Raw genomic sequence first — 14,852 nt, 5'->3', positions numbered from 1 at the left:
CGCCGATCCGCTGGATCCACCAGCGAGCAGGAGCGCTAGCGCAAGGCCGTCGCGAGCCGCCGGACGCCCTCGTCGATCGCGTCCTCCGGCACCGCGGCATAGCCGAGCAGCAGCGCGCCGCGGCCGGCGGCGTCGACGCGGAGATCGGACAGCGCGGCGCACCGGACGCCATTGGCCACGGCCCGCTCCGCCGCGGCGCGATCGGGGCGCCCGGGCGGCAGCCAGCCGAGGAGGTGCATCCCGGCGGGCGCCGGGAGGACCTCGAGGAGCCCCGGGAGCTCCCGCGCCGCCGCCTCGACCAGCGCGGCCTGGCGCCGCTCGTACAGCACGCGCATGCGGCGCACGTGGCGCGCGAAATGGCCCTCGACCATGAAGTCGGCCAGGACCGCCTGCTCCAGCGAGGGGGACGACACGTCGGCCAGCGCCTTGGCCGCGGCGAACGCGTCGACAAGCCCCTCCGGGACCACGACGTAGCCGAGCCGCAGCGACGGCGAGAGCACCTTGCTGAAGGTGCCGGCGTAGATCACCCGCGCGTCGGGCGACAGGCCCTGCAGCGCGGCGAGCGGCCGGCCCGCGTAGCGGAACTCGCTGTCGTAATCGTCCTCGAAGACCCACCCGCCCGACGACCGCGCCCAGTCGAGGAGCGCGAGCCGGCGCCCGAGGCTCATCGTGACGCCCAGCGGGAACTGGTGCGACGGCGTCACAACGGCGAGCCGCGCGGACGCCGAGCGCCGGACGGCCGCCGCCACGTCGAGCCCCTCCCCGTCCACCGGGACCGGGACCGCGACAGCCCCGGCCGCGACCAGGGCGCTCCGCGCCGCCGTGTAGCCCGGGTCCTCGACCCAGGCCTCATCGCCGGGATCGAGCAGCACCTCGGCCGCGAGCGAGATCGCCTGCTGCGCGCCGCTGACCACGACGACCTGCTCCGGCGTGCAGCGAACCCCCCTCGCCGTCACGAGGTAGTCGGCGATCGCCCGGCGCAGCGGCGCGTGGCCCTGCGGCTCGTGGCGCGGCAAGAGCGCCCGCCACGAGCGATCCCAGCGCCGGCTCATCAGGCGGCCCCAGGTGGCGGCAGGGAAGGCGTCGAAAGCGGGCACGCCCACCTGGAACGCCCAGCCGGCAGGCCCGAGCGGCTCGGAGCCCCGCCGGAACGGCGACGGCGCGCCGGCCACGAGGGCGCCGCGCTGCGACAGGGCAGCGCCGTCCGGCGCGGGCGACAGCTTCGGCGCGGGGTCGCGCCGGGCGAGCAGGAGGCGCTCCGGCAGCGCGTCGGCGACGTACGTCCCGGAGCCGATCCGGCCGCGCAGGTACCCCTCCGCGAGGAGCTGCGCGTACGCGCCCAGCACCGTGTTGCGCGACAGGCTCAGGTGCGCGGCGAGCGCCCGGGTCGACGGCAGCTTGCTCCCGGAACGCAGCCGCCCGGCGAAGATCGCGCCGCGCAGCGCCTCGTAGACCTGCCGGTGCAGCGGCGCGCTCGAGGTCGGATCGAGCACGACGGCCGTCACCGCGCCGGCGGGCGAAGCTCCCCGCCCTGGCCGCCTCGCCGAGGTCTTCCGCGTCACCTGTGCGCTCCCCGAAGTGGATCCATCCGATCGGCCAGGACCGGCCCTCGCCCGGGGCCACCGGGGATTCTACCGTCGCCCCGATCCCGAACGAGGAGGAACGTCGCCATGAGCTTGCGCCAGGACATCGCCGTCGTTGTCACGCTGACCGCTGTCGCGCTCGGAGGGTGCGCCGACGCCCCGGGGTCCGCAGGGACGCACGCCGGCGAGGAAGGCCACGAGGGCGGCGGGCAGGCGCGCGTCACGACCCTCCTGACGGAGCCCCTGGCCGCCGCTCCGGGGCTCGAGGCGCGGGTGCTGACGGTCGAGCTCCCGCCCGGCAGCTCGTCGCCGGCGCACCGTCATCCCGGCCAGATCTTCGCCTACGTGCTGGAAGGAACGGTGCTGACCGGCCTCGATGGTCAGCCGCCCGTCCGCTACACGCAGGGGCAGACCTGGTCCGAGGCGCCAGGGCAGCTCCACAGCGTCTCGCGGAACGAGAGCGCCACCGCGCCGGCAAAGCTGCTCGTCTTCTTCGTGACAGAGCCGGGCAAGCCCGTCGTCGAGCCAGCGCCCTGAGCGCCGGAGATCGCGCCTTCCGGCGCCCGGGGCGTCGTCCGGGGGAAGGGCCCGCCGGGCGACGCGCGCCGCCCGGCCCCCTCCCCCGCTAGCGTCAGTGCGTCCCGACCTTCGCGCCAGCGCTCGCGCGGGCCGACGCCGACGCCTTGAAGCTCGGCTTGGGGATCGAGATGCTGGGCGCCTTGATCTGCACGTTCACGCTCGGCGGCGTCACGCGGACGCTCGGCGCCTTGACGTGCACGTTGGCCTTCGCGTTGGCCCTGGCGGCGGCGCCGGACCCCGCGTGGACGTGGATCTTCGGGTCGATGTCGGCCCTCGCCTTCAGGTCGGCGTGCGCGTGGGCGTGCGCGTGCCAGTCGGTCTTCATGCGCACCTTCACGCGCGGGGCGCGCGCGTGGACGGCAAACGCCGCCCCGGCCCGGTAGCCGCAGAGGGCCACCGCCGAGCGGCCCGCGTTGCGCACCGCGATGGTCACCTTCAGCGGATCGGCGGCGAGCGCGAGCTTGCCGGTCAGGTACGCGCCCGCGGCCACGCCCGCGGTCGCGGTCGCGGCCACCGGCGTGAGCACGACCACCTGCGGCGCCTCGGCCACCACGCCGAGCGTGACCTTGCGCTCGCCGATGTCGACGGGCTTCAGGTCGACGTCGAGCACGTAGACGCGGACCTCGCCTGTCGCCTCGTCGACAAGGAGCTCCAGGCGGTCGTCGCCGACGATCTCGATGCGCCCGCCGTGCGGGCCGAGCTTCCCCTCCGGGAGCCCGAGATCCGCCGCCCCCTTGGCGTTGGCGTGGAGCTCGGCGGTGCCGCCGGCGGGGACGTGCAGCGTGCCGCTCCACGGCTTGCCGGCGACGTTCAGCGTGTAGCCGATCTGCGTGAGGTCCGCCTCGAGCTTGGGTCCGGCGGCGACAAGCAGGCCGGTCTTCGCGTCGAACGTGAGGGGCACGGTCTTCTCCTCGCCGGACGCGTCCTTCCACAGCAGCGTGCCGCCGATGTCCTCCTGGATCGGCTTGCCGTCCGGCCCGGTCACGGCCGCCTTGACGTTCCCGTCCGCGGCGACGTTGAAGGCGGCCTTGCCGCTCTCGTGCTCCTCGACGTAGGCGCCTTCGCCGATCGCCGACTCGGCGGTGGCGGTCACCTCGGCCGTCGCGTTCGCCTCGACCTGCTGCTCGCCCTTGCCGCATCCAGCCGCGGCGGCGATCAGCAGCATGGCAAACACTCCGGAAAGCTTGGTGATCTTCATGAAATCCTCCTCGGTTCGAGCGAACCCTCGGCGGGAGCCGCGACTTCGCTCGAGCCGGCGCGCCGAGGTTGAAACCTCCCCGGGCGCCCCGGCTTCGGCGCTCATCATACGACGAGATGCCGTCGGAGGCGCGGACGAGCGCGAATATCGGTGGGAATCGAAAGATCCAGGCGAACAGAGGTGGGATAAGGGGGCTCACGGCCGCTGAGCGGCCGTGACGCGCCTACCCGCAATTCGTTCAGTCGGCGAACAGTCGGCGTTGTCGCGCGCCGCTTCCTTCAGCCGCGCCGCCGCGCCGCGATCAAGGGCTCTCGGTGCCCTGCCCCTCGCCGTCGTCCGTGGCGACGATCTGCGGGCACTTCCGCGCCACTGCGTCGCAATCCGGAGGAGCGGTGTCCAGCGTGGTCAGCGTCGAGTCGCACGTGAGCGCCCGGATCATCTGGGTCTGGGCCATCAGGCAGACCTCGTACTCGGCCAGGGTGGCGGTGCAGCCCGCGCGCTGGTCGTCCGGAGGCAAGCAGTCGCCGTCGGGGGCCTGCCCCTGGGTCGACTCGTCGGCCGCGGAGACGCACTCGTCCTTCAGCTCGCTGCACGGCTTCCCGAGGGCGGGACCGGCCATGAGGCCTAGATACTCACAGGCATCTTCCTTGGAGAGCTTCACCCTCGCCTTGAGCGACTCGCACGTGGATCGGACGTCATCGGCCGTCAGATCCTTGAGCTGCTTGCTGCTCATGGCGGTGTCCGTCGGGGCGGCATCTGCACCTTCGCCGCCGCACGCGGCGAGGGACAGGACGGTCACAAGGGCCCCGAGATGAATCGTACGCTTCATTCGTTGTCTCCCTTTCTAAGTCCGGCCGCGTGCGCGGCCGTGGCGGCACTCGGGAGCAAGGCATGTACCGCGAGCACAGCTGTGCACGATCGGACCGCGCGGCGGCGCCGCGCGCCCGGCGAAGCAGGACAATCCCATCGGAGACGCCGGATCCACCAAGCGGGGAAAGCAAACCTTTCTTGGCGCGCCGAGCGCGCCGACGAATCGAGACGTTCTGGCCCGAGCGCCGCGCCGCCAGCCTCGCCGCGGATTCGCGGCTCGCCGCCCGCCGCCGGCGGCGGCTCACGCTGGCGGCGGAGCGGCGGTCCGCCGAGTCCCGGCTCCACCGCGCCTCGCGCCCCTGAACGCCCGAGGCGCGCTCTCCACCGGGGGCTCCCTCCCGTGCACGCGCCGCCCGCGCCGCGCGCCGGCGAGGGCGGCGCGCGCCTCGCCCCGCCGTCCGCGGGGCAATCACGGCAAGGAGCGCAAGGAGCGCAAGGCGCGCAAGGAGCGCAAGGCGCGCAGGCGGGACCACGCGATGAAGACAGGCACTCTCACGCCGCGCCGCGTGTGGTCCCCTGTCGGTGCAAGAGCCCTTGACGCGGCGCCCGTGCGATGATCGGGGCTCGATACAGACTTGTTGTACGGTCGGCCGCTCCGTGACATCATGGCAGGCCGTACGGGTGGATGTACTCAGCCTCAGCGGCGATGTGGGGAACTCGCCTCGGGCCTACCACCTGGAGCGGATCCCGGCCCAGGCCAGGGACGCCTCGGTCCCCAGATGATCACGACGCCGAGCTCGTCACAGGCCAGGCCCTCCCCGGACGTCCCGGCTTCCGTCGGGCCGTGGCGGGTGCTCGAGCCGCTCGGCCGCGGCGGGATGGGGGTCGTCTACCGGGCCCAGCACAGCGCCACGGGCGCGCTCGCGGCGCTGAAGACCGTCTCGGTGGGCGACGAGAGCCTCGTCTCGAGCATCCGCCGCGAGATCCACGCGCTCCGCGGCGTCGAGCACCCGGGCGTCGTGCGGATCCTCGACGAGGGCATCCAGGGCGGGATCCCGTGGTACGCGATGGAGCTGCTCGAGGGGCGCACGCTCCGCGACCACAACCAGGAGCGCTGGCGCGGCGGGGCGAGCATGAACAGCGAGCCCACCGTGAGCGTGTCCGAGGGGTACGCGGCGCAGACCCTCGCCGCGACAGCGACGGCCGAGATGTCCCCCGTCTCGATCATCCCGCGCTCGTACCAGCCGTTCGCGCCGCGCCCGTTCCACCGCGCGGCCGGCGGGGCGCTCCGCCAGGCGCTGACGCTCCTCCGCGCGATCTGCCGGCCGCTCGCGTACGTCCACGGCCGCGGCCTCGTCCACCGCGACCTCAAGCCGGACAACGTCTTCATCCGCGAGGACGGCGCGCCGGTGCTCTTCGACTTCGGCCTCGCCTTCCAGTTCGAGGGCCACAAGGGGCGCGACGAGCTCCAGCCGGGCGGCCGGCTGATGGGAAGCCCCGACTACATGTCCCCCGAGCAGATCCGCGGCGACCTCGTCGACGCGCGCGCGGACCTCTACGCGCTCGGCTGCATGCTCTACGAGGCCGTGACCGGGGCGGTCCCGTTCCTCGGCGACTCGAGCTCTGTCGTGCTGTCCATGCACCTCTACGCCGAGCCGCTCCCGGCCTCCGAGCTCGTCGTCGACGTGCCCCCCGAGCTCGACGCCCTCATCGCGCGGCTCCTGAAGAAGCGCCCCGAGGAGCGGCTCGGCTACGCCGACGACGTCGCGACCGCCCTGGCCAGGCTGGGCGCGGACGACGCGCCGCCGCGCGGCGAGGCGCGCGCGCCCGCGGCGCAGCCGTACCTCTACCGGCCGCGGCTCGCCGGGCGCGGCGAGGCGCTGCGGCAGCTCAGCGAGGCGCTCGAGCGCGCCCAGGAGCGCCGGCAGGGCGGCCTCGTCTTCGTGGGCGGCGAGAGCGGCGTCGGCAAGACGCGCCTCGCCGTCGAGGCGGCGCACCAGGCGGCGCTCATCCAGATGACCGTGGTCGCGGGCGCGTGCGCGGCCGTGTCGGCGGCGGACGGGCGCGCGGGCGCTGTCAAGGCCGCGCCGCTGCACCCGTTCCGCCCGCTCCTGCTCGCGGTGGCCGACAGGTGCCACGAGCTCGGGCCCGGCGGCTATGACGCGCTGCTCGGCCCGCGCGGCAGGGTCCTCGCGCCGTACGAGCCGTCGCTCGCCCAGCTCCGCGGCCACGAGCGCTACCCCGAGCCGCCCGAGCTGCCCCCGGACGCGGCCCGCTACCGGCTGCGGACCGCGCTCGCCGACACGCTCGCCGCGTTCGCGGCGACGCGGCCCGTCCTGCTCGTGCTCGACGACCTCCAGTGGGCCGACGAGAACTCGCGCGGCGTCCTCGAGCACCTCGACGCCGATTACTTCGCCGCCCACCCCGTCGTCCTGCTCGGCACCTACCGCACCGAGGAGACGTCCTCCGCGCTCTCGTCGCTCCTCGCGGCGCCGTGGGCCTCGCGCATCGCGCTCGGGCGGCTCGACCGGCCGTCGGTCGGCCGGATGGTGCGCGACATGCTCGCCCTCGACGAGCCGCCCGAGGCGTTCGTGCGGTACCTCTTCCAGCAGTCGGAGGGGAACCCGTTCGTCGTCGCCGAGTACCTCCGGGCCGCGATCCAGGAGCGGATGCTCTACCGCGACGAGGCCTACGTGTGGCGGATCCGCGCGGGCGCCGAGGGCGCCGCCGCGGAGCTCTCCCGCGCCGCGCGCGCGAGCCAGCCGCCCGCGGCGCTGCCGCTGCCGCGCTCGCTGCGCGAGCTCGTCGCGCGCCGGCTGTCGGGCCTGAGCCAGGGGGCGCTCGCGCTGGCGCGGCTCGCGTCGGTGCTCGGCCGCGAGCTCGAGGAGCGCCTGCTGCTCGGCGCCGCCGGCCTCGCCGACGTCGAGGCCATGGACGCGCTCGCGGAGCTCGCCGCTCGCTGCGTGCTCGAGGCGACCGAGCCGGGGCAGCTCCGCTTCGTGCACGACAAGCTGCGCGAGACCGTCTACGCGGGCATCCCCGAGCCGGAGCGGCGCGCCCTGCACGCCGCGGCCGCCCGCGCGATCGAGCAGCGGCACCGCGACGCGCCGGATCTCGCGCTGTCGTACCCGATGCTCGCCCACCACCACGCGATCGCGGGCGTCGTGGAGAAGACGCTCGAGTACCTCGACAAGGCGGGCGCCCAGGCGCTCGCGACGGGCGCGTCCGGCGACGCGGTAGATTTTTACAGGAGGGCGCTCGACCTCGACGGCGCGCTCCCGCCGGAGGAGCGCGCGCCGCCGCTCCGGCGCGCGCGCTGGGAGCGGCGGCTCGGCCAGGCCCACTACAACCTCGGCGACCTGCTCGGCGCGGAGCGGCACTGCGCCGCGGCGCTCGATCGGATCTCCCGCGACGACGCGGCGTGGCTCCGCGCGGCGGGCCACGGCGCGCCGCTCCGGGAGCGGCTCCGCCCCGTGACGGCGTCGCTGCGGCAGCTCGGCCTGCAGCTCGCGCACGTCGCGGGCGTGCCGATCATCCCGCGCGCCCGGGATGAAGACGAGCGCGAGCGCCTCGCCGAGGCGTCGCTCGCGGCGGAGAAGCTGTCGGAGACGTACCTCTTCCGCAACGAGCCGACGCGCGCGTTCCTCGCCGCGCTGACCGCGACGAACGCCGCGGCGCGCCTCGGCCCGTCGCTCGCGCTCGCGCGCGGCTACGCGACCCTGAGCGTCGCGTTCGGGTACGTGCCGTGGAAGGCCGTCGTGGACGCGTACGCCGCGCGCGCGACGGCGGCCGCGGCGGCGCTCGAGGATCCGCGGGGCGTCGCGTTCGTGTCGTGCCTGCGCGGGATGACGGCGCTCGGCGAGGGCCGGTGCCGGGACGCGCGCGCGCTGCTCACGGAGGCGGAGCGGCTGGCGGAGGCGCTGCAGGATCGCCGCCGCAAGGAGGAATGCATCGCGCTGCTCGCCAGCGTGGCGCACACAGAGGGCCGCTGGATGGAGGCGCTCGACCGCTACGGCGCGCTCTCGGCCGCGGCGCGGCGGAGCGACAACGCGCAGGGCCACGTCTGGGCGGAGAGCGGCCGCGCGCAGTGCCGGCTGCTGCTCGGCGACGGCGAGGGCGCGATCGCGATCTTCGACGAGCTGGCCGCCGAGGTACAGCGGCTCGGCGACCACTCGCAGCAGATCACGCACGGCCAGGTCGCGCTGGGGCACCTGCTCGGCGGCGCGCGCGGCGAGGCGCGCGCGGCCGCCGAGCGGACGCTCCGCCTGATCCGCGGCGGGCAGCCGGCCGGCTATCACTGCCTGTACGGCTACGCGGCGACGTGCGAGGTGCTGCTCTCGCTGCTCGAGGACGCCCGGAGCCCGGCCGAGCGGCGCGACCTGTCGCGGCTCTCGGCGCAGGCGTGCCGCGCGCTGAGCCGGTACGCGCGCATCTTCCCGCTCGGCCGCTCGACGTCGCTCCGCCTGCGGGGCCTCGCCGCGTGGCTCGCCGGCCGCCGCGCGCGCGGCAGGCGGCTCTGGGCTGCGGCGATCGGCGAGGCGCTCGCGCGCGGGCTGCCCGTCGACGAGGCGCGCGCCCGCTTCGAGCTCGCGCGGCACCTCGCGCGCCGCGATCCGGAGCGCGGGCGCCACGTCGCGCGCGCCGCCGCGCTCTTCTCGACGCTCGATCTCCAGTACTGGCGCGCCCGCGTGGAGCGCCTGCGCGAGCGGTAGCCGGCGGCGGCGCCGGACCGCGCGCGGCGGCGCCGGACGGTCCCCGCGTGGCGCTGCTCACGTCCGGGCGCGCCCGCGTCCGCCCACGCGAGCGCGCCGGGCGCGACCCGCCAGGGCGTCTCCTCCACCTCCTGCGTCTGGAGCGGATATCCCGTGGGCGCGCCGAGCGTGGATGGCCGTTTCAGGTGGTGATCACAACCACAGATTCGACGCGTTCACCACGGCACGACGACAAGCGCTGAATCATCGAGCGCCCGAGATCGTCTAGCATCGCGCCGAACGACTCTCGGAGCGCTCGAATCGCGCCGCGCGACTGGAAGACTGCGCACGAGAAGGACGAGAAACAGCGATTCACCGGGCGGCGTTCACGGGGCGTCGCGCGGCGTGGCGCCCCGGCGGCGCCGCGGCGCGTCGGCATCCGCCAGGAACTCCGGAAAACCCATCTGCCCAGGACACCAGAGGGAGCGGAGCGACAGATCAGGAAGCGGCAAAAACGCCGGGGCAGCCACGGTTTTATCCGTTGGACAACGTATCAGCCCGGGGTATACACCGACGCTCATTGACGGCGTTGCCGCAGCGCACCGGCAAATACGCAAGGAATCCATGCATTGTCCGCGGCGCCCGTGCCCTGGACGACGAATTTCCGCGTCGACTGGGAGACTATAAGGTCTCATAAAGGAAGGCGAGCGGGCGTCAGCTTGCATCTCGGGGAGGAGCGGAAAGTTCTACCGGACAGCGGACAACGCGTCATCGCTTGCACAGGCGATCCAGTCCTCGGGATGGGCAACAGCCATCATTACCAATGACCGCACGCGAGCGCAGGGCGACACCGGCGACAGGCACAATCAACGGCGGCACGCGATCTCGTGAAACCTACTCAACCCACCTCCCCTCGACTGCCTTGCCTACCCGCCGCGGCGCCGGTGTCGGAGAGGAGTGCTCGTGCTTACCAGCCCATCTCAGCGGTCGTCGGATCATCGCACTATCGCGCCCTGTCCGACGACGCGTTGAAGGACGAGGACAACGCCGCCTGGGTGCTCGGCCTCGCCCCCGACGTGAAGCAGGCGTGGCTCGATCGCATCCGCTGGATCCGCATCGTCGACCGTCTGGCCGAGAACGAGCGCATCGAGCCCCACGAGCGGCGCTTCAGCCGGTTCATGGAGGCGTGGAGGCTGCTCCGTTCACGCGGCTTCGTCGATCCGAGCAGCCCCTTCGCGAGCGAGCTCTCGGCCATCCGCGCGCTGTGGCTCCGCGACGCGAGCGATCCGGATCAAGGCGCCGCGCGCGGGCCGCGTGAGGCCGACGACCTCCAGGGGCGCTCGCTCGCCGCCTGGGACGCTTACCTGCTCGCCCTCGCCGACTACCACGCCCCCGGCCTCCTCATCCGCACGATGAAGGAGCACGACACGATGCTGATGCGGCTGTCAGGCCACATCTTCCAGCTCGTTCCGTTCCTGACGATGGAGCACTGGGACGCAGCCGGGGAGTTCGGCCGGCTCGATCAATTCTTCAACAACCTCAGGGACATGCAGGAGGACGCCGATCGCGGCATCTGCTACCTGCCCGAGGAGGAGCTCGCGCGCCACGGCGTCACGCGCGCTCAGGTGATCTCCGGGCGCTGCGTCGGTATGTCCGGATACGAGCGCCTGATGCGATCGTGGCTCAATGAGGTCATGCCGGCGCTCTGCGCGCGGGCGGCGCCGTTCATCGAGGCACGGGGCCTGCATCCCTCGCTCGAGATCATGAGGGAATGGAGCCTGCGCCGATATGCCCGCATCACCCGCGTGTTCCGCGCGACCGGCTTCGATCACCGGCGGTTCCCCGCGCGGTACTGGGCCGAGGTGCGGCGCGACCTCGCCGGGCGCCGGCAGCTCCCGCGCGCTCACCCTGTGTAACGCCTCACCGTCGAGAGCAGCGCGTCCGGGTCGAACGGCTTGCCCAGCCACGCGTCCGCGCCGACCTCGGCCGCCCGCCGGTGCGCGTCCGCCGCGGCGGTGAGCACGATGATGGGCGCCTGTCGCCCGTGCCGGACCTCGAGCTCGCGCGCGAACTCCGGGCCGTTCATCACCGGCATCTTCATGTCGAGCAGGATGAGATCGGGGATGTCGTTCTCCAGCTTGGCGAGCGCCTCGCGGCCGTTGCACGCGATCTTCACCCGGTAGCCGTCTTCCTGGAGCACGAGGGAGACAAGCGCCACGAGGTCCGCGTCGTCCTCCACCAGGAGCACAGTCTTTGCACGTCTGCCGCTCATCGTCGGTCGACCGCGGGGGCCTCGCTGCGGAGTGGAACGGTGAAATAGAACGTGCTGCCCTTGTCCTCCTCGCTCTCGAACCACATGCGACCGCCGTGGCGGGCGATCATGTCCTTCGCAAGGAACAGCCCGATCCCCATGCCGCCGTAGTCGTGCCGGGTGTCCGTGTGCGCGCGGAAGAAGCGCTCGAAGATCCGCGCCTGCTTGTGCGCCGGGATGCCGACGCCCTGGTCGCGCACGGACACGACCGCCTCGAAGCCCGGCGACGAGCCGTGGCGCTGCGAGAAGAGCGCGGCGTCGCAGAGCGACGGCGAGGACGCCGGCGCGCGCTCGGCCACCGCGACGCGGACGTCGACGTCGCCGCCGTCGGGCGAGTACTTCACCGCGTTGTCGAGCAGGCTCGCGAGCACCTGGCGCAGCCGCTCCGGGTCGGCGCGCACAACGGTCGGCCGCTCGGCGTCGAGCGACAGCCGCACGCGGTGGCGGCTCGCCGACTTCGCGACGCCGTCGACCGCCTGCTTCAGCAGCTCCCTGAGGTCGACGTCCTCCTCGGAGACGTGGAGGACGTCGAGCGAGACCTGCGAGATGGCCAGGAGGTCGTCGACGATGCGGTTGATCCTGTCCGCGCCGCGGTCGATCGCCTCCAGCATCTTGCGGCGGGGCGCCGGCAGGTCGTTCGTGTTGCGCAGCAGGGCGAGCGCGTAGCCCTTCATGATCGCCACAGGCGTCTTGAGCTCGTGCGCGCCGACGCGGATGAACTGGTCCTTGACGAGATCGAGCTCCATGAGCTCCGTCACGTCGCGGGCCACGGTGACCGCCCCGAGGATCGCCCCGTTCTCGCTGCGGATCGGCGCGGCGCTGGTGCGCAGGAAGACGTCCCGGCCCGCGCGGCCGTTCGCGAGCACCTGCTCCTCCTGCACGATGGTCTCGCCGGCGAGCGCCCGCACCATGGGCAGCTCGTCGCGCGTGAACGGTCGGCCGTCGGTGTGGCGCATGCGGCTGAGGTCCATCACCTCCTCGACCATGCGGCCGACCTGCCCGGAGCGGCCCGACAGGCCGAGCAGCCTGAGCCCCGAGGCGTTGAGCATCGTCAGGCGCCCCTGGCGGTCGCACGCGAACACCCCCTCGACGAGGTTGTCCAGCACGGCCCCGAGCTGCGCCGCGCGCTGCGCCGCGTCCTGGAGCAGGCGCTCGCGCTCCGCCAGGTAGCTGCGCGTGCGCCGGGACGACTCCTCGAGGCGATCGACCATGGCGTTCACGCCGCTCGCCAGGGCGCCGATCTCGTCCTTGAAGTACACGGGGATGCGCTCCAGCCGGTCGACCTCGCCGCGCTGGACGATGGTCTGGATGACAGCGGCGACCTGCTGGAACGGGCCGGCCAGGGCGCCCGCGAGGAAGCCCGCGCAGACGGGGGCCCAGGTGACGGCGACCATCGAGAAGATCGCCAGCGTGAGGTTCAGGCCGGGCCTGGCCGGCACCGCTGTCTCGCCGAGCACCATCGCCGCCATCCAGCTCGTCGGCGCGATGGCGAGGCAGGCGCCGAGGATCACGAGGCGGACAGCGAGCGAGTAGCCCTTGCCGGGCACGGAGAGGCCGCGCTCGCGGGCGAGGAGCGAGATGACGCCGGCGGCGGGCGAGAGCAGGCGGCCGAGGATGCTGTAGGCGAGCGGCAGCGCGGCCGCGAAGAGCGCCAGCGCGAAGAGGGCCAGCGCGACGCCGCGCTGGACGCCGATCGGGGCCTGGTCCGGCGCGATGAGGTAGAACGCGATGGTGACGGGCAGGTACAGGAGCGCCCAGGAGACCGACCAGACCGTCGCGAACGAGAGCGGCGTGTCGTAGGCGGCGTTCGCCGCGGCGAGGATGAGCTCCTCCGGGGGCGCCGCGCCGCTGCCGGTCTCGTCGAAGCCGGCGCCGCTGTGGAGGGGGTGGCCCACGGCGTACCGCCGCAGGCGCTCGATCGGGCGCAGCATGTGGACGAGCAGCGCGATCAGGCCCGCTGTCTTGACGATGTACAGGAGCCCGATCAACCCGAGCATGCGCGCCTGGACATGCGAGTCCACGACGCCGAGCAGCCGCAGGTGAGCGACCGGGACAAGCAGGCTATACGGCAGCTCGATGCCGAACGCATAGGCCACGACCCGGGGCGTGAAGGAGGGAGTCCGCGCCCTCCCCAGATTCCAGACTCTGAACCAGGCGGCTCGGCTGATCGCCACGTCCGTCACCCCCACCGGTTGAAGCATGGCCCTGGGGTCCGCGCCTGCGGGGCCCTCGGCGACGAGTCGATGAGTCAGGTCGCCAGGCCTGCCTTGCTATGGAACCAACCAGCGAGTTGTCGACCGATTTGGGCGGCCCCTCGTGTCGATTCGTTCGACTGGCACATTCCGTCCTGGCCTGGTCAGTCTCTATTTTCCGGTTCGACTCAGGCGCTTCCTTAGGACGCTTGCGGCGATGGCCAAAGCTGATCAGCCTGTGTTTCCCGGATCAACTCAGGCGCTGCCTGAGGACGCTCCTGGCGATGAGGAAGAGAATGGTGAGCACGTGGCGCGCGCGCAGGCCGCTCGCCTCGCCGCGGTAGACGGGGCGCACGCTGACCTCGCGGACGCGGAGGCGGCGCGCCGCGAGGGCGGCGAGCAGGTCGTTCGGGTAGCCGTAGCGGGGCCAGAGGCCGTCGAGGTCGAGCGCGTCGAGCGCGCGCGCCGAGATGGCGGTGTATCCGCACTGGCTGTCGGAGAGGGCGTCGAGCCCCGCCGCGCGGCGGGTGAGCGCGGCGAGCGCCGCCGTCGCGGCGAGCCGCTGGAGGGGCATGACGCGCCACACGTCCGGGTGCCGCAGGCGATCGCCCTTCACGTAATCGGCCTCGCCGGAGGTGATCGGGGCGACGACGCGCGGGAGGTCGCGCGGGTCCATCTGCCCGTCGCCCGCCATGACGGCGACGGCGGCCGCGCCGAGGGCGCGAGCGCGCCGGTAGCCGGCGACGATCGCCGCGCCGACGCCGCGGCACGCGGGGTGCACGACCACCTCGAGGCGCTCGTCGCCGGCCGCGCGCGCGAGGTCGGCGGTTCCGTCTCGGCTGGCGTCGTCCACGACGATCACGTGGTCGACGAAGGCGGGGACCGCCCCCACCGCCTCGGCGATCCAGCGCGCCTCGTCCCGCGCGGGGATGACAACTGCGACGCGCGCACCGTGGAGCACGCCGGTTCGTAGCGGAAGGCGCGGCCGCCGGCAATGCGCTCAGGGCCGCGGCAATGCGCGCTACCTGCCGGCCTTCTGCCGGAGCTCGGCGTACGACGCGCCGGGCGTTGTCGTCTCGACAGGAAGCCCGGCCGGCCCCCACCCCCGCTCGGTCAGCGCGCCGAACGCGTCGCGCGGGCCCTCGAAGCCGGCGCGCTGGTCGATGACGGCCGTGTAGCCGGCCGACACCATGGCCTCGGCCGCGCGCATCGAGCGCTGCCCGGACCGGCAGCCCACGATGATCTTCGCGTCCTTGGGGTACAGGGCGCAGACAACGTCGAGGAAGTCCGGGTTGGGCTTCATGCCGCCGGCGCCGGCGTGCAGGAGCGGTACGTTGTGGGCGCCGCTCGGGTGGCCAGCCGCGTATTCGGGCTCGCTCCGGACATCGAGATAGAGATATCCCTCCTCCTCGATGAGCTTCTTTGCCTGTTCGGGTGATACGCGCTTGATGTCCGCCATGCGCGCAGTCTACCCCCGGTGGGGCGCGC

10 protein-coding genes are annotated in these 14,852 nt (G+C 73.4%); 3 read left to right on the top strand and 7 right to left on the bottom strand.

Features of this window, described 5'->3' with window-relative positions; translation table 11 throughout:
- Positions 1 to 35 precede the first annotated feature (35 nt).
- Positions 36 to 1,562, bottom strand: coding sequence for a PLP-dependent aminotransferase family protein (locus WMF42_RS02430; RefSeq protein ID WP_437689961.1), 1,527 nt, complete (start codon positions 1,560 to 1,562; stop codon positions 36 to 38).
- 108 nt (positions 1,563 to 1,670) lie between these two features.
- On the opposite strand from WMF42_RS02430, the gene WMF42_RS02425 reads away from it, so the two are divergent.
- Positions 1,671 to 2,120, top strand: coding sequence for a cupin domain-containing protein (locus WMF42_RS02425; protein WP_434045316.1), 450 nt, complete (start codon positions 1,671 to 1,673; stop codon positions 2,118 to 2,120).
- Between the two features lie 94 nt (positions 2,121 to 2,214).
- Here WMF42_RS02425 and WMF42_RS02420 read toward each other — a convergent pair whose 3' ends face one another.
- Together WMF42_RS02420 and WMF42_RS02415 are read right to left on the bottom strand one after the other, a co-directional pair.
- Positions 2,215 to 3,360 (bottom strand): hypothetical protein, encoded by a 1,146-nt coding sequence (locus tag WMF42_RS02420; protein WP_061605751.1) that lies wholly within the window; start codon positions 3,358 to 3,360, stop codon positions 2,215 to 2,217.
- Positions 3,361 to 3,661: 301 nt separating this feature from the next.
- Positions 3,662 to 4,189 carry a hypothetical protein gene (locus WMF42_RS02415; RefSeq protein WP_437689960.1) on the bottom strand — a complete coding sequence of 176 codons (528 nt, stop codon included), beginning with the start codon at positions 4,187 to 4,189 and terminating at the stop codon, positions 3,662 to 3,664.
- Positions 4,190 to 4,949: 760 nt separating this feature from the next.
- Between WMF42_RS02415 and WMF42_RS02410 the strand changes: the two genes are divergently transcribed.
- Both WMF42_RS02410 and WMF42_RS02405 read left to right on the top strand, forming a co-directional pair.
- On the top strand, positions 4,950 to 8,882 hold the full coding sequence (locus WMF42_RS02410) for a serine/threonine-protein kinase (RefSeq protein ID WP_437689959.1): 3,933 nt from the start codon (positions 4,950 to 4,952) through the stop codon (positions 8,880 to 8,882).
- Positions 8,883 to 9,889: 1,007 nt separating this feature from the next.
- Positions 9,890 to 10,777 carry a squalene/phytoene synthase family protein gene (locus WMF42_RS02405; RefSeq protein WP_437689958.1) on the top strand — a complete coding sequence of 296 codons (888 nt, stop codon included), beginning with the start codon at positions 9,890 to 9,892 and terminating at the stop codon, positions 10,775 to 10,777.
- Here WMF42_RS02405 and WMF42_RS02400 read toward each other — a convergent pair.
- From WMF42_RS02400 to WMF42_RS02385, 4 genes are all read right to left on the bottom strand, one after another.
- Positions 10,765 to 11,133 (bottom strand): response regulator, encoded by a 369-nt coding sequence (locus tag WMF42_RS02400; RefSeq protein ID WP_437689957.1) that lies wholly within the window; start codon positions 11,131 to 11,133, stop codon positions 10,765 to 10,767. The two genes, WMF42_RS02405 and WMF42_RS02400, sit on opposite strands and share 13 nt — an antisense overlap.
- Entirely contained in the window at positions 11,130 to 13,346 is a 2,217-nt protein-coding gene (locus WMF42_RS02395; RefSeq protein WP_233562143.1) for a HAMP domain-containing sensor histidine kinase, read from the bottom strand. The genes WMF42_RS02400 and WMF42_RS02395 overlap by 4 nt, the downstream gene beginning before the upstream one ends.
- A gap of 268 nt (positions 13,347 to 13,614) precedes the next feature.
- Positions 13,615 to 14,325 (bottom strand): glycosyltransferase family 2 protein, encoded by a 711-nt coding sequence (locus tag WMF42_RS02390; RefSeq protein WP_437689956.1) that lies wholly within the window; start codon positions 14,323 to 14,325, stop codon positions 13,615 to 13,617.
- Positions 14,326 to 14,385: 60 nt separating this feature from the next.
- Complete coding sequence (locus WMF42_RS02385; RefSeq protein ID WP_061610940.1) at positions 14,386 to 14,823, bottom strand: rhodanese-like domain-containing protein; 438 nt, start codon at positions 14,821 to 14,823, stop codon at positions 14,386 to 14,388.
- Between the last annotated feature and the right edge of the window lie 29 nt (positions 14,824 to 14,852).

The organism is Sorangium sp. So ce176 (assembly GCF_051519835.1).
Taxonomy (GTDB): domain Bacteria; phylum Myxococcota_A; class Polyangia; order Polyangiales; family Polyangiaceae; genus Sorangium; species Sorangium cellulosum_G.
This window is presented reverse-complemented; position numbering and strand designations above follow the sequence as displayed.